We start from the raw sequence: 26,594 nt of genomic DNA on the forward strand, positions 1-26,594 counted from the left end.
CCTTACTTAGCCGCATAAACCGCATCACAAAATGCTTTGCGCGCGCCCAGTTTGGCTGACAGGCGTGCAGCCGCTTCGCGCATCAACACGCCTAACTCTTCATCTTTGCGATTCAGCGTCAGACGCGAAACCGGGCCGGTCAGCGCCAGCGCAGCGGTTAGCCGGTCATTTTCGGCGAATACCGGTACGGCAAAAGCCGCGATGTGCGGATCGCGCGCGCCCGAACTGAATATCGGCAGCGACGGCAGCGCATCGAAGAGATTTTCATTCATGCCCCAGAAACGCAGCACCTTACTGATGGCTGAGTTATCGAGCGGAAAAATCGTCCCCGGCAGGCGCGTATGACGCAGGCCATCAGACGATTCAGCACGAAACAGGCACAGACGCTGGCCGTTATCCAGTACGTACCAGCTGGCGCTCTCGTTGGTCGCCGTTGCCAGCGCCTGCAATTCCGGCTGCACCACTCTGGCCAGATGGAATGATTGCTCATAAAGCTTGCCGAGGTATAACAGACGCGGGCCGAGCGTGTAGACACCGCTGTCACTGCGCACCACATAGCCCATCCTTTCCAGCGAGTTCATCAGACGATAGACAGTGGTTTTGTGATAGCCGGAAAGCTGCGACAGCGCAGTCAGCGACAGGCTCTCTTCGCCCGGCTTAAAACAATCCAGCAGCGACAACGCCTTCTCCACCGCATTAACGCCTTCATTTCCCATTTTTTCCTCCTGATTTGTGCCGTCCTGAGTGTACCTGAAAACTGTGAGTCACATCGTGTTTACATCACAAACACCTTCGTAACACTGGCATGCGGCGTCAGATCGTCGATATAGTTGTTTTATATTGTACAACATTGTTGTACCAGGTAAAACAAACCACGAGGTGAATTATGTCTGTGTCTGCAAATAACCTGATCAACCGCAACATCGAGCGCGTCAGCGCCCTGTCCGTCAGCCAGGCCGCCGCATTTCAGGCCGCGATTCTGGCCGATGTCGCCGGTCGTCGCGGCACCCTGCATGGCCGCGTTAAGCCGCTGTCGCCGCAGATGAAAGTCGCCGGGCCGGCCATCACGGTGGAAGTGCGTCCGGGCGATAACCTGGCAATTCACGCAGCGCTGGCTATCGCCCAGCCGGGTGATGTGCTGGTGGTAGACGGCAAAGGCGACATCAGTTGCGCGCTGCTGGGTGAAATCATGGCAACCCAGGCCGAAGCGTCCGGCATCGCCGGCATCATCATTGATGGCGCGGTGCGTGATGCTGACGCCCTCGCGCAGGGCAGCTATCCGGTGTTTGCTGCCGGCCTCAACCCGAGCGGCCCCACCAAAAGTATTCCCGGACGCGTGAACCATCCGGTGTCGGTGGCCGGTGCGTCGATTGAGCCGGGCGACCTGGTGGTCGGCGATGCCGATGGCGTGGTGGTGATCGCTAAACAGGATGTGGAACGCATCATTGCCCTGGCGGCGAAGAAGCTGGACGCCGAAACGCACCGCATCGCGGGTATTAAGCAGGGCGATTTGCGTCCGGGCTGGCTGGAAGGTGCCCTGCGCGCGGCGGGTATGTTAGCAGAAGGAGAATCTCTGTAATGAGCAACGTAAAAACGATCCTCATCACCGGCAGCGACCTGGCTGCTGAAGCCGTCGAGCTGCTGCAGGACTATCAGCTGATTTATGCCGGACGCCAGCCGCAGGAAGCCGATTTGATCGCGCTGTGTGAGCGCCATAACCCTCAGGCGATCATTGTGCGCTACGGCAAAATTAACGGGCGCATCATGGACGCCGCGCCGGCGCTGCGCGTGATCTCCAAGCACGGTAGCGGTATCGACGTTATCGATCAGCAGGCAGCGGCGGAACGCCAGATTGCGGTCCGCGCGGCAGTGGGCGCCAATGCCGCTGCCGTGTCGGAGCATGCGTGGGCGCTGATCCTCGCCTGTGCTAAATCCGTGCCGCAGCTGGACCGCCGGATGCGCGACGGACACTGGGATAAAGCCCAGCATAAATCACTGGAGCTGGAAGGACGCACGCTCGGCCTGGTCGGTCTGGGTGCCATCGGCAGCCGCGTGGCGCGCATCGGTCAGGCCTTCGGTATGCAGGTGCTGGCCTACGATCCTTATGCGCAAACCTTGCCGGCTGGCTGTGAAGCGGTAGAATCACTGGATGAACTGTACAGCCGTGCCGATGTGGTGTCGCTGCACTGTCCGCTGACGGACAGCAATCACCAGATGATCAACGCGGCCGCCCTCGCCCGTTTTAAGCCTGGCGCTATTCTGGTCAATACCGCGCGCGGCGGACTGATTGACGATCAGGCGGTGGCGACCGCGCTGCAAACCGGCACGCTGCGTGCCGCCGGACTGGACAGCTTCACCAGCGAGCCGCTGACTGCACCGCATCTGTGGCAGTCGCTCAACAACGTGATTATTACGCCGCACATTGGCGGCGTGAGCGACAATGCTTACGTGCGCATGGGCACCGGTGCCGCGCGCAACGCGTTACAGGTTCTGCAGGAGCAGGAGGCGGTATCATGACCGTGCCCACCGTACCGGAGGTGCGCGAGTTAACGCTGTTTTCGCGCCTGCCTGAAGCGTTTCGCCGGCCGGACGCCGGCAATGTCTGGGCTGCCTCCAATCGCGGCGGCCAGCTTACCGACTCCTTTCTCGAAGGCCCGGTGTGGCATCCCTCCGGCTGTCTGTATGTCACCGACATTCCCTATGGCCGCATCTTTCGCGTTGATATGAGCGGCAACTGGGAGCTGGTGGTGCAGTATGACGGTGAGCCCAACGGCATGAAGCTGACCGATCCGGACACGCTGATCATCACCGATTACCGTAACGGCCTGATGAAGCTGTCAATCAGCAGCGCCACTATCACGCCGTGGCTGACGCGGCGTAACAGCGAAAGCTTTCGCGGCGTCAACGATTTAACGCCTGACAGTTGCGGCAATCTCTATTTCACCGATCAGGGCCAGACCGGGCTGCACGATGCCAGCGGACGCGTCTATCGGCTCAGTCCGGATGGCCGGCTGGATCTGCTGCTGGATAACTGCCCAAGCCCGAACGGCCTGGTTCTGTCGCCGGATGAGAAAATCCTCTACGTGGCGATGACGCGCGGCAACTGCGTGTGGCGCGTGCCGTTGCTGGCGGATGGTTCGGTGAGCAAAGTTGGACTGTTCTTTACCTCGCACGGACCCAGCGGCCCGGACGGGCTGACCATCAATCAGCGCGGCGAACTGCTGATCGCCAATCCCGGCCTGGGGCGCGTCTGGCGTCTTAACGATCTGGCTGAACCGGAAGAGATTCTGCTCAGTCCACTGGGTCGCTCCACCACCAACCTGTGCTTCGGCGGGGCCGACCTTAACCAATTGTTTATCACCGAATCGGTCAGCGGCGGCATCCTGACCTGCACTCAGAACACGCCAGGCCGCGCATTGCCGGCCATCGATACCTCGTTTCTCTGACTACAACTCTGCGTCATCCGAACGCACCGGAGATTACTATGACCCTGCACTCAACATCCAGCCCTGCGCCGGCTCAGCCGGCTGCGGTGCCACCCCGCCATGAAACGCTCAGCGAACAGGATTTCCAGGACAGTGAGCACGCGGCCGCCAAAGCCTTTCGTCGCATTCTGCCGTTTATCTTTATCTGTTATGTGGTCAGCTACCTTGACCGCACCAACGTCAGCTTTGCCGCGCTGGGCATGAACGCCGATCTCGGCATCACCGCCGAACAGTTTGGCTTCGGCGCAGGCATGTTTTTTATCGGCTATTTCCTGTTTGAAATTCCCAGCAACCTGATCATGCAAAAAGTGGGCGCGCGCATCTGGATCGCGCGCATCATGATTTCCTGGGGATTGATTTCGATGGCGACCGCGTTCATCAGCGGCCCCGTCAGCTTTGCCGTTGCGCGCTTCTGCCTCGGCGTAGCAGAGGCCGGCTTTACGCCCGGCATCTATCTGTTCTTTACCTACTGGTTCCCCGGCAGCTGGCGCGCCAAAATCACCGCCGCGTTCCTGGTCGGCATTCCGGTGGCCAATATCATCGGCTCACCGATTTCCGGCGCGCTGATGCAGATCACCGGCCATGAGCATATCCGTAACTGGCAGTGGCTGCTGTTGATTGAAGGCCTACCGGCGGTGTTCCTCGGCATCATGTGCCTGTTTGTGCTGAGCGACCGGCCGGAGAAAGCGCGCTGGCTGGCGCCGCGTGAACAGCAGTTGCTGAGCCGCCGGCTGGCCGATGAGCAGCAGCAAATCGCGGCAACGCACGGTTCCCAGATGCGCGACGCGCTGCGCAATCCGCTGCTGTATCTGCTGGCGTTTATTAACTTTTGCGGCATTGTGGGTTCGATCGGCGTGGGACTGTGGATGCCGCAGATCATCAAACAGCTCGGCGTGAGCCATACGGCAACCGGCTTTCTTGCCGCGCTGCCCTATGTCTGCGGTGCCGTGAGCATGCTGTTGTGGGCGCGCCGCGCTAATGCATCAGCGCACCGCATTCGCTGGATCAGCGGCGCGCTGGTGATCGCCGCCTTAGCCCTGATGTGCAGCGCGCTGAGCGATGCGCCGGTGATCAAAATGCTGGCGCTGTGCTGCACCGTCAGCGGTATTCTGGCGTTTCAGGCCTCGTTCTGGGCGCTGCCTTCCGGCTTTTTAACCGGCAATGCCGCAGCAGGCGGCTTAGCCATGATTGTCTCGATTGGTAATCTCGGCGGCTTCTTCGGCCCTTCGCTGATCGGCTATGTGCGTCAGTCTACCGGCGGCTTTATGTGGGCGCTGCTGGCGGTGGCGGCAGTCCTGATGATTGGCGCACTGGCGGTCGCCATGGTGAAAGATCCGTGGCGCCAGCGCAGCGCTGAGCAGAGATAATAACGCCGCGTTTCCCGGTGTGCCTGTGGCGCATCGGGAAACGGATGTTTTAGAGGATGAAAGCAGGATAACGTCAGACGTGATGAGCCAGATGCGTGCCCTCCCTGGCACAGGCTCATGAGATTATTTCCCGGTGCTGGCCACCGGCTGTTCCGCTTCAACGTGTAGCTTTTTGCTGCGTCCCATCAGCAATACCGCAATGCCGCCCGCCGCGCACAGCAGCGCCAGAGGAATCATCGCCATCGCATGGCTGCCGGTTTTCTCATTGATGATGCCGTAAACGTTCACCATCAGCCCGCCACCAATCAGGTTGGCCATCGCGCCGATAGCAGCCAGACCGGCCGCTGCGGTGGTTGAGGACATCCAGCCCGAGGCCAGCGCCCAGAACGGCCCTTTCATCGAGTAAGCACCAATCAGCACCAGTGACAGAATCACCACGCTGCCCGCCAGCGTATCGGTCAGGAACGCCGCCAGCAGTCCACCGGCAATCAGGAACAGCGTCAGCGCAGTGTGCCAGCGACGCTCACCGCTACGGTCAGAGCTGCGGCCCCAGACAATCATCAGAATCGATGCCAGACCGTACGGGATCGCATTCATCAAACCGGTGGTGAAGTTATCCAGGCCAAAAGATTTCAACAGTTGCGGTGACCAGACGCTCAGCGTCGAACCCGCTGCCGACGCGCCGGCGTAAATCAGCGCCATCACCCAGATATGCTTGTGGCGCAGCAGCTGCCACAGGGTGATATGACCAATCGCTTTACGCTGTGCATTCTCTTCAGCCAGTTTGCCGCTCAGCCAGTTGCGCTGTTCGCTGGTCAGCCAGTGGGCATTTTCCGGACGGTTGCTGAGCAGGAAGAAAGCCAGCACGCCCAGCACAATCGCCGGGAACCCCTCGATGATAAACAGCCAGTGCCAGCCGCGCAGGCCGAACCAGCCGTCCATCGTCAGGATTGCGCCCGAGATCGGCGAGCCAATAAAGTTGGCTGCCGGGATCGCCACCATAAAGGTCGCAATTACGCGCGCGCGATATTTCGCCGGAATCCAGTAAGTCAGATAAAGGATGACGCCGGGAAAGAAGCCGGCTTCGGCGGCACCCAATAGAAAGCGCAGCACGTACAGCATTTCCGCACTGCTGACGAACGCGGTACACACCGAGACAATGCCCCAGGTCACCATGATGCGCGAAATCCAGATTTTGGCGCCAATCTTCTGCATCGCGAGGTTGCTTGGCACCTCAAAGAGAAAATAGCCAACAAAAAACAGGCTGCTTGCCAGGCCAAACACCGCTTTGCTCAGCCCGAGGTCTTCATTCATTTGCAGGGACGCCATGCCGATGTTGCCGCGATCGATAATGGCGATCAGATAGCAGACGATCAGGAACGGCAGAATGCGCCAGATGACGCGTTTTACGGTCTGCTGCTCAATATCGGGCACAGCGGCCGCGCGGGTTATCTTGTCAGACATAGAGTTCCTCACAGAGTCATGGCTTAACGCAAATCGGCCAGTGTTGTTGTTTTACTCTGTACAATGTGTGTGTACATAGTAAAACCATTATGTTTGGCCGCGCGACCCTGCGCAGAAAAATGTGTCCGGGCTGCGTGATTTGTCACAAAAAGGTAGCCAGTTGATTATGGATATGTGATGCAGCTGTCAGTTTCTGCTGCAGTACGGGAAAATACCAGCATTCATTCCGCCAGGCGACAGTGGAATTACTTTGCAACATCTTGCCGTTTTCCCGCGGCGTCATTCTGCGGTATACCCATTGCCTCACCGCGTAACGCGCTTATCAGGATGCAAAAATGTTCGTAAAGCACTATGACGTAGATGAAAGCCATATCGATTTTCAGGGCGTGGTCGACGGGCTGTACTACCCGTTTTACATGGAGTGGACGCGCCACGCTTACATGCGCGAGGCGCTGGGTATCGACATTGAAGAAGAGTTCAGTCTGGGCAAGATTTACATGGTGCTGGAGTACACGCTGCGCTTCCGCAAGAGCCTGGTGAAAGGCGATAAGGTGGAAGTCACCTGCGCGCTGGAGCAGAACGAGAAGCGCAATCGCGTGAACTTCGTGCAGCAAATCAAGGTCGACGGCGTGGTATATGCCGAGGCCACGTTTGTCGCCACCTGCCTCGCCAATGGGCGGCCGTCAATGCCGGAAGCGGTAACGCGCGCGCTCGGCCTGTAACGTTACGCACTATGTGGCAGCAGCCTGCTTTATGCCTGCTGCCACTCAGCAACCAGCGTCTCCACCAGCTGTGCCGCCGGCAGCGCGCGCACCCGCGCCACGCCCTGACCCGCCCACTGCGCACCGAAGCCGTCCTCGCCGTGCGCCGCCGCTGCCGCCGCCAGGGCTTTACCCAGCGCATAGGTCAGCGGATAGTCGGGAATCTCCTCCGGCGTTACGTCATGGCACAATTCACAAAATGCGTTACGCACGCAGCGTGCCTGACGCCCGGAGATCGCCGCCGTCATTACCGTGCCACGCTCGCCAGCTGCCAGCAGCGCGCGACGATAGGCCGCACTGGCCGCCGATTCGGGACACAGCACAAACGCCGTACCGAGCTGTACACCGCTGGCACCGAGTTTCATCATCGTCGCGATGCCGGCACCTTCCATCACGCCGCCCGCTGCCACCACCGGCAGCGTGGTGTGCTGCCGAATCGCCTGCACCAGCGCAACGGTCGTAAGCTGCTGGTCTGGCGCGCCCGGATCAAAATGGCCGCGATGGCCACCGGCTTCATAACCCTGCGCCACAATGATATCGATACCGCTGCGCGCAATTGCCCGCGCTTCCTGCGGACTGGTGGCGGTCGCCATCGTGACAATGTCACGTTGCTTTAGCCGGGCGATGGCCGTGGCATCGGGAATGCCGAAATGGAAACTGACCGCCGCCGGCCGCGCCTGCTCCAGCACCGTCAGCATCGCCTCATTGTGCAAAAAGCTTTGATAGATCTCCGTTAATGCTGGCGGCAGCGCCGTCTGGTACTGCGCAAACTGCGGACTGAACCGGCTGATCCACGCCGCCTCGCGCGCGGCATCCCGCCTTGCCGGCGCGTGACAAAATACGTTGACGTTGATCGGGCCACGCGTCAGCGCCTGGGTGTGGGCAATCATTTCTGCCGCCTGCTGCGGTGTCGCCGCGCCAACGCTAATCGATCCCAGCGCCCCGGCATTGGATACCGCTGCGGCCAGCTGCGGCGTGGCGACACCGGCCATCGGTGACTGAATCAGCGGATACTGCAGTTTTAACAGCTGGCACAGCGCGGTCGTCATGGTGGTTTTTCTCCAACCCGTCATCGGGCGTTGATTGCGTCACGTCTCGGGCATTAACATACATTTAACATGCATCTTTTAACAAGTCCGCTGGACACTTTTCTTACCCGCACGCGCGGCGTTGATCACTTTTTTCTCACATTTTTAACGCCACGGTCGATAATCAAAGTTGCATAGCAAAAACAGCTTTCAGCTTGCGCTTTAACAACATCAGGCAGGTAACACCATTACACACCCCACCTGCGCACATCGGTGCGCAGCGAGACAGCAGCCTGTGCCTGTGGCACGGCTGTAATGGACAACCGGGGAAATCATGCGGTGCCGTCCACTGGACGCGCCGAATGCGTTAGCACGCGCACATCTGCGCCTGCATTTCGTTCAACAGCATACCAAGCGCCTGAGGTCTCTCATGTTCGGGGTGAAAAAATCGAGCCTTTCTCTGCCATTTGCCAAAAGTGGCGACATTGCTAAGGATATTGAAGCGATAAAGCAGCATGTTGCGTGGATTGAGTTTTCACCGGCCGGTGAAATCCTCAGCGCCAATGCACAATTTTTACAGGTCACCGGCTATCAGCTGCATGAAATTCAGGGACAGCATCACCGGATTTTCTGCAGCCCTGCTTACAGCCAGTCTTCCGACTATTACGCCTTCTGGCAAACGCTGGCCGCCGGCAAATCGGTGAACGGCATTTTTGAGCGTTTCAACAAGCAGCATCAGCGCTTCTGGCTCAGCGCGACCTATTTTCCGGTGAGCGATGAGCGTGGCAAAGTGTACAAAGTGATCAAGGTCGCGAGCGACATCACTGCGCGTCATCAGGAACTGGAGCATAAAGAGGCGGTGATAACGGCGCTGGACCGTTCGATGGCGGTGATTGAATTCACGCCGGACGGTCACATCATTACCGCCAACGCCAACTTTCTCACCCACATGGGCTATACCCTGCCAGCCATCGCCGGCCAGCATCATCGCCTGTTCTGCTTCGACAATTTTTACCGCGAGAACCCGGACTTCTGGCGCAAAATTGGCAATGGTCAACATTTTGTCGGTCGCTTCGAGCGTAAGACCGCCAGCGGCGAGCGCATCTGGCTGGAGGCGAGCTACAACCCGGTGTTTGACGGCGATGGTAAGGTCTACAAAGTGATTAAGATCGCCTCGGATATCACCGCGCGCGTCGAGGCGGCGAAGCGCGTGGCGGATATCGCGCTGACCACCTCTGAGCAGACCTCACAAATTACCGATAACGCCAATGAAGTGCTGGATGAAACGGTGCGTAACTCCGGGCTGGTGGCGCAGCAGGTGAATGCCGCCGCCGAAATTGGCGCGCAGCTCACCGCCTCGGCCAGGAGCATCAGCGACGTGGTGGAAACCATCAACCTGATTGCCTCACAGACCAACATTCTGGCACTGAATGCCGCCATCGAATCCGCACGCGCCGGCGAGGCCGGACGTGGCTTCAGCGTGGTGGCAGGTGAAGTGCGCCGCCTGGCGGCCTCGACCGCCAGCGCCACCAAACAGATATCCGTGGTCGTGGAGCAAAATGCCGACCTGATCCAGCAGATGTATCAGCAACTGGATGAGGTCAGGCAATTTGTGGTGACCGAACAGGAGAAGATCAGCGTGCTGTCGCGCAGCCTGCGGGAAATCAACAGTGGCGTACACGAGTTTGTGAACGTCATTCACCGGCTGGATGTGTGACAGCGTACGCGGGAGCGCTGGCTCCCGCGCGATTACAGCCCGCTGCCCGCCTGCGGCGCGGGCTGCCGCTTCCACTTCAGCGCATTACGCAGCGCCGGTTCGGCATATTTGCTGATCAGCCAGGCAACGTAATACAGTACGCTGGCCACCACCACCGGCAGCATCGTCATCACCGCCTCACTTTTGATATAGCCATTAAGCTTAATCAATATCGCGATCATTAAATTTTCATGAATCAGATACAGGGCGTAACTGACAAATCCGATGGCGGTGAAAAAGCGCAGGGAAAGCCAGCGCTCAATCTGTCTGGAATAAAAGCTGGCGATAAAAAACAGCATCACCAGTAGCAGCGGTATCACGGCGACCACGCCGCTGTTTTTAACGTAGTAGCTGAAATTAATCAGCAAGGCCAGCGCGGTCAGTGCGTAGTGATAACGTTTATCGCGCCCGTGCAGACGTTCATAAACCAGACAGCCGACCATAAACCAGGCATAGTGAATAAAACCGAATTTTGAAATTACATCGATTAATAACGGATGGCCGAGTGATTTCAATACCGATGAGGCGGAAAGTAATAACATCGGCACAATCAGCGCCGGCAGACAATATTTACGTCCGAGGGTGAAATAAACCGCGCCAATAATCAGATAAAACAGCGCTTCAACATAGAGAGACCAGAACGATCCGGCCATGGAGCGGAATTCAATGCCGGTGAGCTGCGTCAGCGTCTCAGGATTAATAAATATCAGACCGGGCAGCAGGTTGCGGCTTTCCGGTGTCATCAGCGACCACTCCGGAAAAAAGCCGCCGGCAACGTACAGCAGCAGACTGGCTATCAGCATTGCCGGAAACAGGCGCAGCCAGCGTTTTTTGAGAAAGCTGAGGTAGTCGGATGATTTATCCAGCGTCATAAATATGACAAAGCCGGAGATCATAAAAAACAACTGCACGCCGACCCAGCCAAATGCCAGCAGCGGAATATGCTGGGTAGTGGCGGCATACGGCAACAGTTCGGGCCAGCGAGCATAGGCGTGATAAGCAATCACCAGCAGGATCGCTAATCCGCGCATGCCATCAAGATGCGTGATACGTGGTTGCATAAGTGGTCTCTGGAAAGAGGAGCAGATGGGTTTCAGCAAATTAGCACTGACAAAGATTTACACTCAACAAGAATAGTCCTGGATAACGCATCATCATTTAATCAGGAAATTCTTCAGGTCCTGAACGTTAAATCACGCTCTGATAAATTATGGCTGCAATATATTTATCGTCATCAGCATGAAATAAACACTAAGCTATTAACGCAACGGGGAAAGTTTACCGGCATTCGCCGTATTGCACTGGCGGAAACGCAGCGGCAGGGCCTGTTATTAACAGACCTTATGCAGATCTGATTACACCACGGCATCGTCGGGCACCTGGCCGAATATGCGATCTGTTTTTGCCGCTCCGCTCACGCTTTTTTTACTTTTTCGCCCAGGTTCGGCGCAGTCATGCCGATACTCATAACGTACTTATGAAATATCATTTTACTGGTTTGTGATAAGTCTATGATGGCGAAACGTTCACTGATGGATTTCCCGACCGATGGTCGGATGCGCGGACTGATGCGCCAGCCGATGCTGCTGATGGTGCTGCTGATTTTTCTCTCCTTTATGGTGGCGCTGGTGACGCTGTGCTTTATCGCCAGCGATCTCAACCAGCAGGAGGCGCGGCAAAACCGCCTGTTGCTGGACAAGGCGTTGCAGACGCGTCAGGCAGTGATGCAGTTTCACCTCTCCGATAATGCAGAATGGGGCGAAGCCTATCAAAATCTGCACCGCACGCTGAATACTGACTGGGCGTGGACGCGGCAGAATCTGGGTGAGTCGCTGTTCCAGACCTTTGCCTACGAGGGCGTGTTTGTCATCGCGCCGCGCGGCGACACGGTTTACAGCGTGATCGACGGTCAGCTGCAGCAACGCGATTTCACCGGCTGGCTCGGTCGCCAGCAACTGCCCGCGCTGCGTCAACAGTTACAGCACAATGACGGTAAGGCGCTGTCGCGCTTTGTGGTGGTAAATCAGCAGTTAGTGCTGCTGTGCGCGGCCTGGATCACTACCGGTGGCGATAACAGCGTGCCGCAGGTGCCCGGTGCGCCATCGCTGATGATCTTTGCCGATCGCCTGACGCCGCAAAAATTACAGCAGCTGGGGCACGAGTACGGCATCAACGCGCTGCGGGTGGAATTCGCTGCACCCCGCGCGCCAGTGGCGGAAAGCCTTCGCCTCGCCGCCGACGGCCATGACGCCACGCTGCGCTGGACCAGCAGCAGCCCCGGCGGTAAATTGCTGACCGCCCTGCTGCCGCTGCTGGTGATCGCCATGCTGATCACCCTGTATGGCGCCATCATGCTGATGCGCAACGCGCTGCGTAAAGCGCAGCTCAATGATGAAAATACGTTGCTGCTGGCGCAAAGCCAGCGGGCGCTCAGCGCCAGCGAACGCCGCTTCCGTGATATCGCCGAAATTACCACCGACTGGATTTGGGAGATGGACGACCAGCTGCGCTTCAGCTGGGTTTCCGGCCGCTTCCCGGTAGTGACCGGGTTTACCAGCGAGGAGTGGCTGCAGCGCACGCTACTGGATTTCCTGCTGTGCGATGAGCACCAGCGCGCCCGGCTTTTGCAGCTGGCAGACTCGGGCGGTCAGCTCACGCTGAACGGCTGCCGCTATCTCTCCGCTCAGCATCAGCCGCGCTACTGTAATCTGACCCTCAAGCGCGTCAGCCTGGCGCACGGCGTCAGCGGCTTTCGCGGCAGCGCCAGCGACGTAACGCTGGAAGTTGAAGCGCAGGCGCGCGCGCACTATCTGTCGCACTTCGATGAACTGACCGGACTGGCCAACCGCGTGCAGATGCGCGAATTCCTCACGGGGCAGCTGAGCCTGCCGCTGCCGGCGCAGCCGCTGCTGGCGATGATTATGATCGACCTGGATAAATTCAAACCGGTCAATGATCTCTACGGTCATGCGGCGGGCGATCAGGTGCTGCATGCGGTATCAGATCGTATCCGGCGCACGCTCAACGGCAACGGCCTGGTGGCGCGGCTCGGCGGCGATGAGTTTGTGGTGATTCTGCCGGAGGCGGGCAGCCGCGAGCAGGTCGACGCGCTGTGTCAGCAACTCATCGCCCAGCTCAATCTGCCGTTCCCGGTGTACGACAACGACATCCACATCGGCGGCAGTCTCGGCATCGCGCTGGCCCCACAGGATGCCGACAACGCCAGCGATTTGCTGCGCTTCGCCGACATCGCCCTGTATAAAGCGAAAAACAGCGGCCGCAACCAGTGGATATTTTTCGACCGTGACATGGAAGAGAAAATTGTGCAGCGGCGCGAAATGGAGCATGAGCTGCGCGCAGCGCTGCAGGAGAACCAGCTGCGGCTGGTCTATCAGACGCGCTATGACCTGATCGCGCAGCGCATCAGCGCGGTCGAGGCGCTGGTACGCTGGCAGCATCCGCGGCTGGGCTTACTGATGCCCGATCAGTTTATTCCGCTGGCCGAAGAGACCGGCCTGATCAGCGCGCTGAGCGACTGGGTGCTGCTCAATGCCTGCGAGGATATCGCCCGTTACCGACCGGAAATGGCGGTTTCAGTGAATATTTCCGCCAGCGAGTTGCAGGATAGCGCCTTAGCCGAACGCATCACCCGGGTGCTGCAGCTCAGCGGTCTGCCGAGCCAGCGGCTGGAAATTGAAGTCACGGAAAACGCGCTGCTGAGCGATCCGGACAAAACCCTGGCGGTGATGCAGGCGGTGAAAGCGCTGGGGGTGAGATTTCTGATTGATGATTTTGGCACCGGCTATGCGTCGCTGTGCTACCTGCGCGCCTTCCCGTTCGATGGCATCAAAATCGATAAATCCTTTATTTTTCCGCTGGCCGATTCGCCCCAGGCGCGCCAGGTGGTGGAAAACATGATTGGACTCGGCAAAGCCTATTCCCTGTCGGTAACCGCGGAAGGCGTGGAAACGCCGGTGCAGATGTCGCAGCTGCAGGAGCTGGCGTGCGATGCCATTCAGGGTTACTACATCGGACGACCGCTGCCGCTGCCGCAAATCTCCACCGAACCGCCGCAGAGTGAACCGGCGCTGCACATGAATATTTAATAAAAGGTGGCGATCCTTCGCCAGAGGTCATTACAGCGACTGGTGCGCGGTTTCTTTGGCTTTCCATAAGGCAAACAGGGTGATCGCCAGCGCCAGCGTCACGTATAGCGACACCCACAGCGTGCTGCCCAGCTCTTTGTACAGCGAGGTAATGATCAGCGGCGCAAAACCGCCGCCGATGATGCCGGCCAGCGTATAGGCCAGTGACGAACCGGCATAGCGCACGTGACTCGGGAACTGCTCGGTGACAAACGCCGCCTGCGGACCGTACATCATGGCGTGAATCAGCAGGCCAATCACCACCGCCAGCACAATCAGCCACGGCTGGGTGCTGTCGAGCAGGACAAAAAACACAAACGACCAGACGATAGCCAGCAGCGCGCCGGCAATGTACACCGGACGGCGGCCAAGGCGGTCGGACAGCGCGCCAAACAGCGGCACCGTCAATGCGTTGCCAATCGCGCCGACCATCGTCGCCATCAGCGCCAGTGGACGCGGCAGCTGTAGTACGGTGGTGACGTATGTCAGGGTGAACACCACCACCAGCGCGTACAGCACGTCGGAGCCGATGCGCGAGCCGCCGGCGATCAGCAGTTCACGTGGATAGCGCAGGAACACCTCTTTCAGCGGCGTGTGGCTGGTTTTTTCCGCCTGCTGCATCGCCACGAAAGTCGGGGTTTCTTCCACGCCGCGCCGCAGCCACAGGCCAAACATCACCAGCAACAGACTGAGCAGGAATGGGATACGCCAGCCCCACTCCTGAAACTGCTCGCCGCTAAGTGACACCGTCACTAAAGTAATAAAACCGGTGCCAATCAGCGTGCCGCAGGAAGGCCCGACCTGGGCGAACGAGGCGTTACGCCCGCGCTTACTGGCTTCGCCGTGCTCCATGGAGAGCAACACCGCGCCGGCCCATTCGCCGCCCAGCGCGATGCCCTGCACAAAGCGCAGCGCCACCAGCAGAATCGGGCTCCAGATGCCCCACAGCGCATAACCGGGCAGCATGCCCATCAGCGCCGTGGTCACGCCCATGATCACCAGCGTGGTGATCAATACCGCCTTGCGCCCGGCGACATCCCCGAGATGGCCAAAGATAAAACCGCCCACCGGACGTGATACATAACCGACCGCGTAAGTTGAAAACGCCAGAATGGTCCCGACCAGCGGGTCGAAGCTGGGGAAAAACACATGGTTAAACACCAGCGCCGCCATGATGTTGTAAACGGTAAAGTCGTACCACTCCAGCGCGGTGCCGATGGAGCTGGCCGCAGCCAGACGGCCGGTGTGGGTTTTCCCTGCTGCGGCACGCGCGGCGTGCGGCAGAGTAGAATCAGTATTCGCCATGAGCCATCTCCTGTTTAGTGAGCTGCCAGCTGAGCGCATAAAATTCAGCGCGGGCATTGAGCGCCTGTGACGCGGCCGCCGCCAGTGTCTGGCAGGCATCGGCGCACGAACAGCTGAGCAGCAGCATCGGCTGCATGGCACGCTGCGCCCGATCTTCCTGTGGCAGCGGCGTGCTCAGCGTGGTGTCCGGCGAGAGTAAGCGCGAGGCGATATAGCCCGGCACCGTAGCAACCTGCTGCTGCCAGGCGTTGAGCGTTGCAGTTTCAATGCCAGCCTGTAGCGTCAGCACCGCGAGGTGGCTGCCGCTGCCCTGACCGTGCTGCTGGGTGATGGCGCACACGCGGCGCATCGGTTTGATCATCCGCTCCAGGTTTTTTACCGACCACGGCGTCTGGCGCGTAAAGGCGGCGTAGTAATCGGCGCTGGTAAAGGTTTCCAGCGAGCGGGTTTCATACAGTCCGAGGTACTTGCGTTCAGCATCCAGCGCCTGATAGCGCGTGCCGCTGAGAAAGCCGTCGATGGCGACGCGCTCGGCGACATGTTCATGGTCATACCATTGATTGAAATCAGCTTCGTTTTCAGCAGCGACGTTGGTGGCGACGAACAGCATGCCGTGAGGATGTGTCATTTTCAGAGACTCCGTTGCAGGATGGATTCAAGCGCCAGCGCCCAGCTAAGCAGCGCGGCATCGTGGCCATGGGTGGCGGCCAGCATCAGACCTACCGGCGCACTGCCGGGCTGATGACAAGGCAGGGAGATGGCGCAGCCGTCCAGCATGTTGATCACGCTGGTGTTGCGCAGCATCAGCAGGTTGACCTGGCGATAGCGCTCCGGGTCGTCGAGTTCGGCGATGGTCGGCGCAATCAGCGGCACGGTGGGCAGCAGCAGGCCATCGAAAGGTGCCACCGCCTGCTCCACCCGCTGCCGCCAGTCGGCGCGCTGCTGATACAGCAGCTGTGCGTCGGCCTCATTCAGCAACGCGCCGCGCTCAATGCGCATCCGCACCTGCGGGTCATAACCCGTCGCGTGCGACTGCAGCAGCGACTGATGCCACTGCCAGGCTTCCCAGGCGGTGATGCCGCCACGGGCGTTCATGGTTTCCAGTTCCGCCAGTTCAGACAGCGGCAGCTCGGTGAGCGTGGCACCCTGCGCGCGCAGCTGTGCCAGCGCGTGGTGCCACGCCTGGCTAACCGCGAGATCCAGCCCGTCCAGCACCCGGGTCTGTGGAATCGCAAAGTGCGCCCGCGTGATATCACGCTCTGCCAGCTGCAAAGGCCGATCGGCGATGACGCTGTCGAGCAGCCAGCAGCTGCGCACGTCATGGGCAATTACGCCGATACTGTCGAGTGCCGCCGATAGCGGTAGCGTGCCAGCCTGATTGATGCGGCTGGCGCTGGGTTTGAAGCCGGTCAGCCCACACAGCGCCGCCGGTATCCGCACCGAGCCGCCGGTGTCCGTGCCGACCGCAGCGAGGCACATGCCGTCGGCCACCGCCACCGCCGCGCCGGATGAAGAACCGCCGGGAATGCGTTTTTCGCCGCGCTGCCATGGGTTAGCTGGCGTGCCGTAGTGCGGATTGATACCGAGCCCGGAAAAAGCGAACTCGGTCATGTTGGTTTTGCCGACGATAGCGGCACCGGCCTGTTTCAGCTGCTGCACGATATGCGCGTCGCGCGCGGCGGGCGGCGCATCCGCCAGCACGCGCGATCCGGCGCAGGTGGGTTCGTCCGCCACATCAAACAGGTCTTTGATGCTGATTGGCAGTCCGTCAATCGGGCTGCGCGGCTGCTGCTGTTGCCAGCGCACATCAGCCTGCTGCGCCTGCTGAACGGCGCTGTCGGCGTAGGTCCGCGTAAACACGCGTGCGCCTTCGCCTGACGGCTGCTCAGCGGCGCATAGTGCCTGTTGCGTCGCGGCGCTTGCGGTGAGGTCTCCCGCGCGCAGTTGCTGGCTCGCCTGCCATAAGGTGGTCATACGCGTCCCCTCAGGCAATCACCGGCAGCGTGCCGGTGACATAGTGGTGTTCCAGCGTGCGATTCAGCAGCGGATCGTGCAGCGCCATGCGGAACTCGCTGGCCGGATGGATGCCGCCAATCGCGCTCAACGTGCCGCATGACATCGCAAAGCCTTCGCTGACCTGGCGATCGCCGAAATAGCGCGCCAGCAGATCCATCGGCGTGAGCAGAGACGCCAGCGTGCCCTGCTGATAAGTCACCCAGTCGCCATTGACTTTGATCCACGCGCGCAGCTCCAGCCGATCCCAGTGCGGCTCAACCTCTGCCATACGCCACGCATGACCGGCGACCGGCTTAACGCAGGCCTGCTTCGACAGTGCCACGCTGAAGGTTTCCAGGTGACGATCGGTGTGATCGGAAATCAGCGACACCCAGTATTCGCCGCGATGGAAAAACACAAACGGCTCGGCTTCGCCGGAGGTTTGCTCGCCCACCACTTCCAGCGGGCTGTGCTGCGCCAGCTGCTGGGTGGCTACGCGATAAAACAGCGGGACTGCACCAGGTGCGGGCACGCCCAGCGCCTCCAGCTCCCTGATATGGTGCAGCACCGCCGCCTGGTCGCGGCCAACCCATCCGGCAATGACCAGCTGCTTAATGTCGACATCCAGCACCGGGGCGGTTTGTGAGTCGGTTGTAAAGCGTAAATGCATGCGATGATCTCCTGATGAAAAATGCGTGTGAAATTTCACTGCAATTTCAAGATAGCCATTTTCATGCCAGGTTTTTGTGTAAGATGTCTCAGTACCCAAATAAGGATCTGCGTGATGAGTGATTCAGTTGCTGAAAATGTGAAGTCACAGGCCGGACAAAAAAGCGTTTCATTGAATGAACAGGCCTATCTGGCGTTCAGGCATCGCCTGATTACGCTGCGCTATAAGCCAGGTGAATATCTCAATACCGCGCAGGTGATGGAGGATCTGGCAATGGGCCGCACGCCGGTTAATCAGGCGGTACACCGACTGGCGACCGAAGGGTTACTGCAGATTATCCCGCGTAAAGGGGTGATGGTGGCACCGCTGTCGATTGACGATGCGCTGGAGCTGATTGAAGTGCGGCTGGTAAATGAAGCGCTGTGCCTGCGGCTGGCGACGCAGCGCGTGAATCCGGCGCAGATTGCCCAGCTACAGGTGCTGAATCAGCGCATCGCCGCCGCCAGCGTGGCGCGAGATCGTGAGCAGATGATGCTGCTGGACCGCGAATTTCATCAGGTGCTGGCTGACATCGCCGGCAACGGTCGTCTGTCAGATATTCTCAGCATCATCCACGCCCAGGCGCAGCGCTTCTGGGCAACCACCCTGTCGAGCGCGCAGCACATGCAGGAGGTGATTGCCGAGCATGACGCAATCATTGCGGCGCTGGCGCAGGGTGACGTAACACGGGCAGAAGACGCTGCGCGCGTGCACATCTATTCGTTCAAGCAGGCGCTGCTGAACGCCTGATTTCAGCCAGGGTAAAACGGGCCGGGACCGACGGATTCACGCAAAATCAGCTCGCCGGCAAAGGTTTTACGATTGCGCATTTCGCCGCCGTCGAGCATCGACACCAGCCGTTCAATGGTCTCCTCGATCATGCCGGTCACCGGCATGCGCACGCTGGCCAGCGCCGGAATGGTATAGGGCGCCAGCGGAATATCGTCGAAACCCAGCACCGCCACCTGCTGCGGCACGCGGATGTTATGCGCCGCCAGCGCTTTCAGCGCGCCCACCGCCATCTCATCGTTACTGGCGACCAGCGCGCTGAACGGTTTACCACGCGCCAGCAGCGTTTCTACAGCCGCTGCCCCGTGCTGCGCCTGCCATTTGCCTTCCACTACCAGTGCGTCATCCGCCACCAGCTGATGCTGCGCCAGTGCCGCGTGATAACCGGCCAGGCGCTCGCGCCCGGTCGGCGAGTCAAGCGATCCGGTGATAAAAGCGATATCGCGATGGCCGAGCGCAATCAGCTGCGCCACCGCCTCGGCGCTGGTGCGCTGCTGATCGGAGTAGATGCAGTAACTGTCGTGCTGACGCAGCCGTCGGTTGATCACCAGAATCGGATGGCGGTGCTGGGCAATGATGCTGTCCATCTCATTGATGGTGAGAAAACGCGGATAGATGATCACACCATCGCAGCGCAGATCGAGCAGAAACTGAATCGCCGCACGCTCCTCTTCGGCGCTGTGTTTGCCGTCCACCAGCAGTAGCTGACGGCCCTGCTGCTCAAGAATACGCGCCGAATGCTGCATCATTTCACTGAAATAGCTGCCGGTATACAGCGTGTTGGTGATCACCAGGCCAATGGTCTGGCTGGATTTAGTCGCCAGGTTGCGCGCCAGCAAATTCGGCCGGAAGCCGGTCTCGGCAATTGCCTGGTACACCCGATCGCGCTTCTCCTGGCTGACATAGCCGTTGCCGGACAACACGCGCGACACCGTCGCTTTTGACACGCCGGCCTTTTTTGCCACCTCAAGTATGGTTGCCATGCTTCACTCTGCTTCGCTGCTCATCGCCTCAGTGTACCTAAGCGATGAATAAGACGGGGAATTTTCTTGTCGCCCTGCGCCTGCGAGTGAAGAATCCGCCGCAAGCCAGCCGATCAACATCACAAAATTAAAACGAAGATAGCGATTTTTCTTGTCTGAATGAATGTTCCTGTTCATGATTTTGTGAAACCGGTTTCTCATGAACACATAACAGCCAGACGAAACCGACGTTTCCTCTACCCTACAATCAGAGACAAACATTCATGGCGACCAACTACGCTGACGCCGCACGAGCCATTGTGGCCTCGCTCGGCGGATTAGAGAATATTGAAGCCGTTACCCACTGCATGACACGCCTGCGCTTCGTGGTGAAAGACAGCGCGCGCGTCGACAACGCTACGCTGAAAGCCATTCCCGGCGTAATGGGCGTGGTGCACACCGACAGCCAGTGTCAGGTGATCATCGGCAACAACGTCAATCTCGCCTTTCAGGAAGTGATGAAACTGGGCACGCCGGGCAACAGCGGCAGCGCGCCGGTGAAACGTAAAATCACGCTGCGCAGTATCGGTGCGGGCATTCTCGATGCGCTGGTCGGCACCATGTCACCGCTGATCCCGGCGATCATTGGCGGATCAATGGTGAAACTGCTGGCGATGATGCTGGAGATGAGCGGCGTGCTGCCCAAAGGCTCGTCGACGCTGATCATCCTGAATGTGATTGGTGATGGCGCCTTCTTCTTCCTGCCGGTGATGGTGGCGGCTTCGGCGGCGCTTAAATTTAAAACCAACATGTCGCTGGCGATTGCCATTGCCGGCGTGCTGGTGCATCCCAATTTTATCGACCTGATGGCCAAAGCGGCGCAGGGTCAGGTGGTGGAATTCGCCTCAGTGCCGGTCACCGCGGTGAAATACACCTACACGGTGATCCCCGCGCTGGTGATGACGTGGATTCTGTCGCACATCGAATACTGGGTCGATCGCTTTACCCCGGCGGTGACCAAAAACTTCCTTAAACCGATGCTGATTGTGCTGATTGCTGCCCCCATCGCCATCGTCTTTATTGGCCCGCTCGGTATCTGGATCGGTAGCGGTATTTCGGCGCTGGTGTACACCATTCACGGTTATCTCGGCTGGCTGTCGGTGGCGATCATGGGCGGGCTGTGGCCGCTGCTGGTGATGACCGGCATGCATCGCGTGTTTACCCCGACCATTATTCAGACCATCGCTGAGACCGGCAAAGAAGGCATGGTGATGCCGTCGGAAATTGGCGCCAACCTGTCACTGGGCGGCTCATCGCTGGCGGTGGCGTTCAAAACCAAAAATCCGGAACTGCGGCAGACGGCGTTCGCGGCGGCAGCTTCCGCCATCGTCGCCGGCATTTCCGAACCGGCGCTGTACGGCGTGGCGGTGCGCCTGAAGCGCCCGCTGATTGCCAGCCTGATCAGCGGCTTTATCTGTGGTGCGGTGGCCGGCATTGGCGGCCTCGCCAGCCACTCGATGGCCTCACCGGGCCTGTTTACCAGCGTCCAGTTTTTCGATCCCACCAACCCGATGAGCATCGTCTGGGTGGCTGGCGTGATGGTGCTCTCAGTGGTGCTGTCGTTCATTCTTACGCTGATTCTTGGCTTTGAAGATATTCCGGTGACGGAGACCGCGCCGCGCCCCTGTAAGCCGGAAGCGGCAAAGCCGGTCAGCGCGAATTAATAATGGACTGTGATTGAGGTGAGTGATGTCTGAAGTGACATTTCCTGCGGGATTTTTATGGGGCGGCGCGTTAGCCGCCAACCAGTCAGAGGGGAGTTATCGCGCCGGCGGTAAAGGCTTAACCACGGTGGACATGATTCCACACGGCGAGCACCGCATGGCGGTTAAGCTGGGGCTGGAGCCGCGCTTTACGCTGCGCGACGACGAGTTCTATCCGAGCCACGACGCCATCGATTTTTATCACCGCTATAAAGAAGATATCGCCCTGATGGCGGAGATGGGCTTCACGGTGTTTCGCACCTCCATCGCCTGGAGCCGCATTTATCCCAACGGCGATGAGCTGACGCCGAACGCGGCAGGTATCGCCTTCTATCGCAGCGTATTTGAAGAGTGCCGCAAATACGGCATCGAACCGCTGGTCACGCTGTGTCACTTCGATGTGCCAATGCATCTGGTCACCGAATATGGCTCGTGGCGCAACCGTAAAATGATCGATTTCTTCGCGCGTTACGCCCGCACCTGCTTCGAAGCGTTTGATGGTCTGGTGAAATACTGGCTGACATTCAATGAGATCAATATCCTGCTGCACAGCCCGTTCTCCGGTGCCGGACTGGTGTTCGCGCCGGATGAACATCACGAACAGGTGAAATATCAGGCAGCGCATCATGAACTGGTCGCCAGCGCGCTGGTAACCAAAATCGCCCATGAGATCAATCCGCAGAATCAGATTGGCTGCATGCTGGCCGGCGGCAACTTTTATCCGTGGTCCTGCAAGCCGGAAGATGTGTGGGCCGCGTTACAGAAAGATCGCGAGAACTTATTCTTTATCGATGTCCAGGCGCGCGGCGCTTATCCCGCTTACGCCGCCCGGGTATTCCGCGAGAAAGGCGTGGAGATTGTCATGGCGGAGGGCGATAGCGAACTGCTGCGCCACACCGTCGATTTCATCTCCTTCAGCTATTACGCCTCGCGCTGCGCGTCGGCAGAGATGAATGAACAGAATAGCAGCGCCGCCAACGTGGTGAAGTCACTGACCAATCCGCATCTGGCGCGCAGCGCCTGGGGCTGGGGCATTGATCCCCTTGGCCTGCGCATCACCATGAATATGATGTACGACCGCTATCAGAAACCGCTGTTTCTGGTGGAAAACGGTCTCGGCGCGCACGATGAAATCAATGCCAGCGGGGAAATTGCAGACGATTACCGCATCAGCTACCTGCAACAGCACATTCGCGCCATGGGTGAAGCGATTGCTGACGGCGTGCCGGTGATGGGCTACACCACCTGGGGCTGCATCGATCTGGTCGCGGCGTCGACCGGTGAAATGAGTAAACGCTACGGATTTGTCTATGTCGATCGCGACGACCACGGTAACGGCACGCTCAACCGGCTGCGCAAAAAATCCTTCTGGTGGTATCAGCGGGTCATTGCCAGCAACGGCCGGGATTTGGATTTTTAATTAAAAATATGCGGTGAATGGCGCTGAATGATTGTTCAATTCAGGGCCATTACGCCACAAAGGGAATATCCGGCGGCGCCGGGCAAATCTTTTTGCGAAAAATCTCGCCGCTGCGCTAATTTTGCTGCGGGCATATCCGGCAGAAGTCAGCCTTAATACGCTTATGCTGCTGATTTTTTATTCATTACTCTTTTAACTCTCTATTTAAATCCGGTCCTGACGAATTTATTCTACCCTGCCTGATCGCGGTATCAGCGCCTGTACGGCGGTACTCTTTTGTACAGCGCGATGGTACTATTTCCCGGTTGCTGTTCAGAGATAGCGCTATGTTACAACTACAATTAAAGGTGAAGGGCGACAGCCAGCTGCTCTATTTGTTGCAGGGCCTGCGCGCATTTCTTCCCGTATTTTCTCTCATTTATCTCCTCTGTTTTCCTGCTGCTCAGGCGGCAAACAGTGCGGTTCAGCGTGACGATCAGGCTAACCGCATCGTCAGCGGCATCATCAGTTTTACCCACTGGCCACAGTTAACACAGCCGCCACAGCTGTGCGTATTAGCTTCAGCACAGCACCTTGCGCAGCCTCAGGGCCCGACGCCGTTCAGCGTGGTGTGGATTAACCAGACCAGCGAACTCAGCCGCCAGCGCTGCGATGCCATTTACTTCGGCGATCAGACGCCGCAGCAGCAAACTGAACTGCTGGCGATGCTACAGGGTAAAGCCGTCCTGTCCATCGCGGAAAACAACCCGGACTGTGCGGTTGGCGCGGCCTTTTGTCTGATCTTTAACCGCGATCACACCGCATTTTCCGTCAACCTTGACTCGCTGGCGCGCAGCGGTGTCAGAGTGAGCCCGGACGTGTTGTTGCTGTCCCGCAAAGGAAGCAAATAAGATGAAGTTTGATAGCATAAAAAAAGATAAATCATCGATTCGCAATAAGTTGCGTCGTATCAGCACCGTCAATGCCGCCGTGATATTACTGCTGTGCTGGCTGCTGCTGACATCGACGTCTTTACTGTTCATTAAACGCTATGAGAAAAGAAACCTCGAACTCATTGCCGCCACACTCAGCACCAGCCTGACCGCCGCGACGGTATTTGAAGACAGCTATGATGCCCGCAACAAAATAGCCCTGCTCGGCAATGAAGGGATGTTTGCCTCCGCGAAGCTGGTCACGGCGGGCAATACCGTACTGGTGGACTGGCACGATCGCCAGCAAGAGAGCGGCTGGTATGAAACGCTACTGCGTCGCTGGATTTATCAGCAGCCGCTGGCGGTGGAAATTAATCACGCCGAAACCCAGGTCGGCCATTTAATGCTGGCTGGCACCGTCAGCGGTGCGGCCGATTTTATTCGCTATTCGGTGATGATTTTATCCATCGGTATGCTGTGCGTGCTGGTGATTTCCTGCCTGCTGAGTGAATTTCTGCATCGCGGTATTCTGCGCTCGCTGCGCAATATCACCAGCGCCATCCATTACGTGATTCGCTCTGGCGATTTCTCGACGCGCGTACCGCAAAATCCGACCAAAGAGTTTCAGCTGTTTTCCGAAGATCTCAACTCGCTGCTGAGTGAAATGCAGACGCTAAAAGCCTCGCTGCTGCGCGATAACCGTTCACTGGCGGCCAAAGCGCTGGAGGATCCGTTAACCGGACTTGCCAACCGCTCGGCGTTTGTTGGCCGCCTGTCGCAGTTGCTGGATCAGCAGCTGGCGCATGAGAATTTTGTGCTGCTGTTTCTCGACGGCGATCGCTTCAAGAGCATTAACGACAACTGGGGCCATGCCGCCGGTGATGAAGTATTGAAGGCCATCGCGGCGCGCCTCAGCGCGCTGGCGTATCAGGACGATCTGGTGGCGCGGCTGGGCGGTGACGAGTTTGCCATGCTGATCACCAGCCGCACCTCAGAAGCCGATCTGCAGCAGCTGACGGAAGATATTCGTACCGCAATCGCGCAATCGATTGTGATTTCGGAAGGCACGCAGATCACCACATCCGTGACCATCGGCTACGCCTGGTCGCAGCATGGCGATTCGGTGGCGTCGATTCTGGAGCGCGCCGATATGCACATGTATAAAAACAAAGGAATGAGTAAGGTACGCGTATGAAACTGAAATCATGTTTGCTGGTTATGGTGCTGGCCTGTGTCGGCTGTCAGTCAACCGGACGTTTTAGCGACGCGCAGATTAAAGCGATGCGCGACGCCGGCTTCAGCGAAAACGCCGAAGGCTGGGGACTGGGCCTGTCCGATAAGATCCTGTTTGGCATCAATGAATCTGACCTGACGCCCGCCAGCAAAGCCAGCATTGCGCAGATGGCGAAAAGCCTGGCCGCCACCGGCATTGAACATCTGCGCGTTGACGGTCACACCGATAACTACGGCAAAGCAGATTACAACCAGCAGCTGTCGCTGAAACGCGCCAACGCGGTGGCCGATCAGTGGGCCACCGGCGCGGCGATTCCACGGCAAAACATCGTGACGCGCGGGCTGGGCATGAGCGCGCCGGTCGCCAGCAATAACACTGCGCAGGGCCGGGCGCAAAATCGCCGCGTCGCCATTGTGATCACGGCGCCGTAAGCGGTTAATCAGCGCGTCTGCGCATAGTCATACAGGCGATCGCGTGCGAGGTTCTTCATTTTGACTTCGCACATGATGTCGAAGCGATCAAACGACAGCGCCCAGTCATTCAGCGTCTGGTTGAAATAGTAGTCAGAATGGGCGCGCAGCTTAGGCTTTGAGGCGGCGAGTTGCTCCTGATCGGGAAAGCCGCTCTCCGGAATCAGCCCTTCCTGGGCGATCGAATAGTGCAGCACCGGCCGCACGCCGCGCCACGACTCCAGAATCAGCGCCACGCGCGCATCGCTGGCCTGAATAAACTGATTCTCTTTCACCCAGTGATGGTGAATATCCAGCACCACCGGACACAGCGCACGCGCCTGCAAGACGTCATCCAGCGAGCAGGAAATTTCGTCATTTTCCACCGTCAGCATATTGCGGGCTTCCGGGCTGAGGCGCATAAACGCCGCGCGAAAACCCTCTATACCGCGTTTGCCGTTCATGTGGATGTTGATTTTGAAATCCTGAAACTGCCTGCCGTAGCCCATCAGTACCGCGCACAGCGTGTGGTACTCGACATCCTCCAGCGCCCGATCCACCACGTCATCATTATCCGAAGCCAGCACCGTATACTGGCCGGGATGGAACGACAGGCGAATGTTGTGCGCGCGGGCCAATTCGCCGCAGCGGCTAAACAGCGGCTGCAGCTCAGGCAGAATATCGCCATACAGTTCAGTGGCCAGCGGCACGGTGTACAGCGGCAGCAGATCGCTGCCGATGCGCATCATCCGCAACGCATCCGGCTGCTGCGCCAGCTGTTCCAGCGTCAGAGAGAGGTTCTGCAGGTTATTTTGTGCCAACGTCAGTAGCAGCGTGGCCGCCGCGTTACGCTCCATAGCGAGAAAACGTGTACGGGTGGTGGTTTTAAATGGAAATGGCTGTTTAGCCTCAGAATCAAAGTACTTACACGCAAAACCCAATTTCATTATGTTCCCCTTCAGGTCAGCTAGTGAGTCTAGCTGCCGCTGGCAATTATGCGAGGAACGCCACGTGATTAACCGGGCAGCCGCTTTGCACGGCTGCCCGCACT

Annotated in this window: 24 protein-coding genes; 14 read left to right on the forward strand and 10 right to left on the reverse strand. The window is 58.6% G+C overall.

Annotated features, from left to right (window positions below):
* Positions 1-2: 2 nt before the first annotated feature.
* Positions 3-716, reverse strand: a complete 714-nt coding sequence (locus CBW22_RS19800) for an IclR family transcriptional regulator (protein WP_088517651.1) — start codon at positions 714-716, stop codon at positions 3-5.
* A gap of 170 nt (positions 717-886) precedes the next feature.
* On the opposite strand from CBW22_RS19800, the gene CBW22_RS19805 reads away from it, so the two are divergent.
* The 4 genes from CBW22_RS19805 to CBW22_RS19820 are packed head-to-tail and all read left to right on the forward strand — an operon-like array spanning position 887 to position 4,852.
* Positions 887-1,579: a methyltransferase gene (locus tag CBW22_RS19805; protein ID WP_088517652.1), complete on the forward strand. Its 693-nt coding sequence runs from the start codon at positions 887-889 to the stop codon at positions 1,577-1,579.
* Positions 1,579-2,517, forward strand: a complete 939-nt coding sequence (locus CBW22_RS19810) for a hydroxyacid dehydrogenase (protein WP_088517653.1) — start codon at positions 1,579-1,581, stop codon at positions 2,515-2,517. Before CBW22_RS19805 ends, CBW22_RS19810 begins: the two co-directional genes overlap by 1 nt.
* Entirely contained in the window at positions 2,514-3,446 is a 933-nt protein-coding gene (locus CBW22_RS19815) for an SMP-30/gluconolactonase/LRE family protein (protein WP_088517654.1), read from the forward strand. The genes CBW22_RS19810 and CBW22_RS19815 overlap by 4 nt, the downstream gene beginning before the upstream one ends.
* Positions 3,447-3,484: 38 nt before the next feature.
* Positions 3,485-4,852, forward strand: a complete 1,368-nt coding sequence (locus CBW22_RS19820) for an MFS transporter (RefSeq protein ID WP_088517655.1) — start codon at positions 3,485-3,487, stop codon at positions 4,850-4,852.
* A gap of 123 nt (positions 4,853-4,975) precedes the next feature.
* Here the strand turns inward: CBW22_RS19820 and CBW22_RS19825 are convergent, their stop codons facing one another.
* Entirely contained in the window at positions 4,976-6,316 is a 1,341-nt protein-coding gene (locus tag CBW22_RS19825) for an MFS transporter (protein WP_021509507.1), read from the reverse strand.
* A gap of 335 nt (positions 6,317-6,651) precedes the next feature.
* On the opposite strand from CBW22_RS19825, the gene CBW22_RS19830 reads away from it, so the two are divergent.
* Positions 6,652-7,038 carry an acyl-CoA thioesterase gene (locus CBW22_RS19830; protein ID WP_088517656.1) on the forward strand — a complete coding sequence of 129 codons (387 nt, stop codon included), beginning with the start codon at positions 6,652-6,654 and terminating at the stop codon, positions 7,036-7,038.
* Between the two features lie 29 nt (positions 7,039-7,067).
* Here CBW22_RS19830 and CBW22_RS19835 read toward each other — a convergent pair whose 3' ends face one another.
* Positions 7,068-8,126 carry an NAD(P)H-dependent flavin oxidoreductase gene (locus tag CBW22_RS19835; protein WP_088517657.1) on the reverse strand — a complete coding sequence of 353 codons (1,059 nt, stop codon included), beginning with the start codon at positions 8,124-8,126 and terminating at the stop codon, positions 7,068-7,070.
* 409 nt (positions 8,127-8,535) lie between these two features.
* Between CBW22_RS19835 and CBW22_RS26910 the strand changes: the two genes are divergently transcribed.
* Complete coding sequence (locus CBW22_RS26910; protein WP_088517658.1) at positions 8,536-9,822, forward strand: methyl-accepting chemotaxis protein; 1,287 nt, start codon at positions 8,536-8,538, stop codon at positions 9,820-9,822.
* Positions 9,823-9,854: 32 nt separating this feature from the next.
* On the opposite strand, the gene CBW22_RS19845 is transcribed toward CBW22_RS26910, so the two are convergent.
* On the reverse strand, positions 9,855-10,922 hold the full coding sequence (locus CBW22_RS19845; protein WP_088517659.1) for an acyltransferase family protein: 1,068 nt from the start codon (positions 10,920-10,922) through the stop codon (positions 9,855-9,857).
* On the opposite strand from CBW22_RS19845, the gene CBW22_RS19850 reads away from it, so the two are divergent.
* A complete protein-coding gene (locus CBW22_RS19850) occupies positions 10,902-11,216 on the forward strand; it encodes a hypothetical protein (RefSeq protein WP_088517660.1) in 315 nt (104 codons plus the stop codon). The genes CBW22_RS19845 and CBW22_RS19850 overlap by 21 nt on opposite strands.
* A 156-nt stretch (positions 11,217-11,372) precedes the next feature.
* Positions 11,373-13,967: a bifunctional diguanylate cyclase/phosphodiesterase gene (locus CBW22_RS19855; RefSeq protein ID WP_303396008.1), complete on the forward strand. Its 2,595-nt coding sequence runs from the start codon at positions 11,373-11,375 to the stop codon at positions 13,965-13,967.
* A gap of 30 nt (positions 13,968-13,997) precedes the next feature.
* On the opposite strand, the gene CBW22_RS19860 is transcribed toward CBW22_RS19855, so the two are convergent.
* From CBW22_RS19860 to CBW22_RS19875, 4 genes are read right to left on the reverse strand one after another with little or no spacing between them, the layout of a single operon-like run.
* Positions 13,998-15,311 carry an MFS transporter gene (locus CBW22_RS19860; RefSeq protein WP_088517661.1) on the reverse strand — a complete coding sequence of 438 codons (1,314 nt, stop codon included), beginning with the start codon at positions 15,309-15,311 and terminating at the stop codon, positions 13,998-14,000.
* The gene (locus CBW22_RS19865; protein ID WP_088517662.1) at positions 15,298-15,939 is read right to left on the reverse strand and encodes a DUF4286 family protein; all 642 of its coding nucleotides are present in this window, start codon (positions 15,937-15,939) and stop codon (positions 15,298-15,300) included. Before CBW22_RS19865 ends, CBW22_RS19860 begins: the two co-directional genes overlap by 14 nt.
* A 2-nt stretch (positions 15,940-15,941) precedes the next feature.
* Positions 15,942-17,285 carry an amidase gene (locus CBW22_RS19870; RefSeq protein ID WP_088517663.1) on the reverse strand — a complete coding sequence of 448 codons (1,344 nt, stop codon included), beginning with the start codon at positions 17,283-17,285 and terminating at the stop codon, positions 15,942-15,944.
* Positions 17,286-17,295: 10 nt separating this feature from the next.
* The gene (locus tag CBW22_RS19875) at positions 17,296-17,976 is read right to left on the reverse strand and encodes a DUF2848 domain-containing protein (RefSeq protein ID WP_088517664.1); all 681 of its coding nucleotides are present in this window, start codon (positions 17,974-17,976) and stop codon (positions 17,296-17,298) included.
* Positions 17,977-18,090: 114 nt separating this feature from the next.
* On the opposite strand from CBW22_RS19875, the gene CBW22_RS19880 reads away from it, so the two are divergent.
* Complete coding sequence (locus tag CBW22_RS19880) at positions 18,091-18,765, forward strand: GntR family transcriptional regulator (protein WP_088517665.1); 675 nt, start codon at positions 18,091-18,093, stop codon at positions 18,763-18,765.
* A 2-nt stretch (positions 18,766-18,767) separates the two neighbouring features.
* Here the strand turns inward: CBW22_RS19880 and CBW22_RS19885 are convergent, their stop codons facing one another.
* Positions 18,768-19,787, reverse strand: a complete 1,020-nt coding sequence (locus tag CBW22_RS19885; protein WP_088517666.1) for a LacI family DNA-binding transcriptional regulator — start codon at positions 19,785-19,787, stop codon at positions 18,768-18,770.
* Between the two features lie 263 nt (positions 19,788-20,050).
* Here CBW22_RS19885 and ascF point away from each other — a divergent pair, with 263 nt between their 5' ends.
* From ascF to CBW22_RS19910, 5 genes are all read left to right on the forward strand, one after another.
* Positions 20,051-21,490 carry a PTS cellobiose/arbutin/salicin transporter subunit IIBC gene (ascF, locus tag CBW22_RS19890; protein WP_088517667.1) on the forward strand — a complete coding sequence of 480 codons (1,440 nt, stop codon included), beginning with the start codon at positions 20,051-20,053 and terminating at the stop codon, positions 21,488-21,490.
* 25 nt (positions 21,491-21,515) lie between these two features.
* On the forward strand, positions 21,516-22,949 hold the full coding sequence (locus CBW22_RS19895) for a 6-phospho-beta-glucosidase (protein ID WP_021509520.1): 1,434 nt from the start codon (positions 21,516-21,518) through the stop codon (positions 22,947-22,949).
* 326 nt (positions 22,950-23,275) lie between these two features.
* Positions 23,276-23,839 (forward strand): YfiR family protein, encoded by a 564-nt coding sequence (locus tag CBW22_RS19900; protein ID WP_088517668.1) that lies wholly within the window; start codon positions 23,276-23,278, stop codon positions 23,837-23,839.
* A gap of 1 nt (position 23,840) precedes the next feature.
* Positions 23,841-25,055, forward strand: a complete 1,215-nt coding sequence (locus tag CBW22_RS19905; protein WP_058770539.1) for a diguanylate cyclase domain-containing protein — start codon at positions 23,841-23,843, stop codon at positions 25,053-25,055.
* The gene (locus tag CBW22_RS19910; protein WP_059011298.1) at positions 25,052-25,525 is read left to right on the forward strand and encodes an OmpA family protein; all 474 of its coding nucleotides are present in this window, start codon (positions 25,052-25,054) and stop codon (positions 25,523-25,525) included. Before CBW22_RS19905 ends, CBW22_RS19910 begins: the two co-directional genes overlap by 4 nt.
* Before the next feature lie 8 nt (positions 25,526-25,533).
* On the opposite strand, the gene CBW22_RS19915 is transcribed toward CBW22_RS19910, so the two are convergent.
* A complete protein-coding gene (locus tag CBW22_RS19915) occupies positions 25,534-26,490 on the reverse strand; it encodes a UV damage endonuclease UvsE (RefSeq protein ID WP_058758822.1) in 957 nt (318 codons plus the stop codon).
* Positions 26,491-26,594: the final 104 nt, after the last annotated feature.

The organism is Pantoea sp. VS1, from assembly GCF_002207995.1.
In the GTDB taxonomy this organism is placed as follows: Bacteria; Pseudomonadota; Gammaproteobacteria; order Enterobacterales; family Enterobacteriaceae; genus Pantoea; species Pantoea dispersa.

What these genes read in the sequence shown, in the direction of transcription:
- CBW22_RS19885 (WP_088517666.1), bottom strand. Translation starts at nt 19,787, where the DNA reads ATGGCAACCATACTTGAGGTGGCAAAAAAGGCCGGCGTGTCAAAAGCG.
- CBW22_RS19865 (WP_088517662.1), bottom strand. Translation starts at nt 15,939, where the DNA reads ATGACACATCCTCACGGCATGCTGTTCGTCGCCACCAACGTCGCTGCT.
- CBW22_RS19800 (WP_088517651.1), bottom strand. Translation starts at nt 716, where the DNA reads ATGGGAAATGAAGGCGTTAATGCGGTGGAGAAGGCGTTGTCGCTGCTG.
- CBW22_RS19825 (WP_021509507.1), bottom strand. Translation starts at nt 6,316, where the DNA reads ATGTCTGACAAGATAACCCGCGCGGCCGCTGTGCCCGATATTGAGCAG.
- CBW22_RS19905 (WP_058770539.1), top strand. Translation starts at nt 23,841, where the DNA reads ATGAAGTTTGATAGCATAAAAAAAGATAAATCATCGATTCGCAATAAG.
- CBW22_RS19830 (WP_088517656.1), top strand. Translation starts at nt 6,652, where the DNA reads ATGTTCGTAAAGCACTATGACGTAGATGAAAGCCATATCGATTTTCAG.
- CBW22_RS19850 (WP_088517660.1), top strand. Translation starts at nt 10,902, where the DNA reads ATGCGTGATACGTGGTTGCATAAGTGGTCTCTGGAAAGAGGAGCAGAT.
- CBW22_RS19895 (WP_021509520.1), top strand. Translation starts at nt 21,516, where the DNA reads ATGTCTGAAGTGACATTTCCTGCGGGATTTTTATGGGGCGGCGCGTTA.
- CBW22_RS19915 (WP_058758822.1), bottom strand. Translation starts at nt 26,490, where the DNA reads ATGAAATTGGGTTTTGCGTGTAAGTACTTTGATTCTGAGGCTAAACAG.
- CBW22_RS19845 (WP_088517659.1), bottom strand. Translation starts at nt 10,922, where the DNA reads ATGCAACCACGTATCACGCATCTTGATGGCATGCGCGGATTAGCGATC.
- CBW22_RS19855 (WP_303396008.1), top strand. Translation starts at nt 11,373, where the DNA reads ATGATGGCGAAACGTTCACTGATGGATTTCCCGACCGATGGTCGGATG.
- CBW22_RS19860 (WP_088517661.1), bottom strand. Translation starts at nt 15,311, where the DNA reads ATGGCGAATACTGATTCTACTCTGCCGCACGCCGCGCGTGCCGCAGCA.
- CBW22_RS19880 (WP_088517665.1), top strand. Translation starts at nt 18,091, where the DNA reads ATGAGTGATTCAGTTGCTGAAAATGTGAAGTCACAGGCCGGACAAAAA.
- CBW22_RS19870 (WP_088517663.1), bottom strand. Translation starts at nt 17,285, where the DNA reads ATGACCACCTTATGGCAGGCGAGCCAGCAACTGCGCGCGGGAGACCTC.
- CBW22_RS19875 (WP_088517664.1), bottom strand. Translation starts at nt 17,976, where the DNA reads ATGCATTTACGCTTTACAACCGACTCACAAACCGCCCCGGTGCTGGAT.
- CBW22_RS19835 (WP_088517657.1), bottom strand. Translation starts at nt 8,126, where the DNA reads ATGACGACCGCGCTGTGCCAGCTGTTAAAACTGCAGTATCCGCTGATT.
- CBW22_RS19820 (WP_088517655.1), top strand. Translation starts at nt 3,485, where the DNA reads ATGACCCTGCACTCAACATCCAGCCCTGCGCCGGCTCAGCCGGCTGCG.
- ascF (WP_088517667.1), top strand. Translation starts at nt 20,051, where the DNA reads ATGGCGACCAACTACGCTGACGCCGCACGAGCCATTGTGGCCTCGCTC.
- CBW22_RS19805 (WP_088517652.1), top strand. Translation starts at nt 887, where the DNA reads ATGTCTGTGTCTGCAAATAACCTGATCAACCGCAACATCGAGCGCGTC.
- CBW22_RS19910 (WP_059011298.1), top strand. Translation starts at nt 25,052, where the DNA reads ATGAAACTGAAATCATGTTTGCTGGTTATGGTGCTGGCCTGTGTCGGC.
- CBW22_RS19815 (WP_088517654.1), top strand. Translation starts at nt 2,514, where the DNA reads ATGACCGTGCCCACCGTACCGGAGGTGCGCGAGTTAACGCTGTTTTCG.
- CBW22_RS26910 (WP_088517658.1), top strand. Translation starts at nt 8,536, where the DNA reads ATGTTCGGGGTGAAAAAATCGAGCCTTTCTCTGCCATTTGCCAAAAGT.
- CBW22_RS19900 (WP_088517668.1), top strand. Translation starts at nt 23,276, where the DNA reads ATGTTACAACTACAATTAAAGGTGAAGGGCGACAGCCAGCTGCTCTAT.
- CBW22_RS19810 (WP_088517653.1), top strand. Translation starts at nt 1,579, where the DNA reads ATGAGCAACGTAAAAACGATCCTCATCACCGGCAGCGACCTGGCTGCT.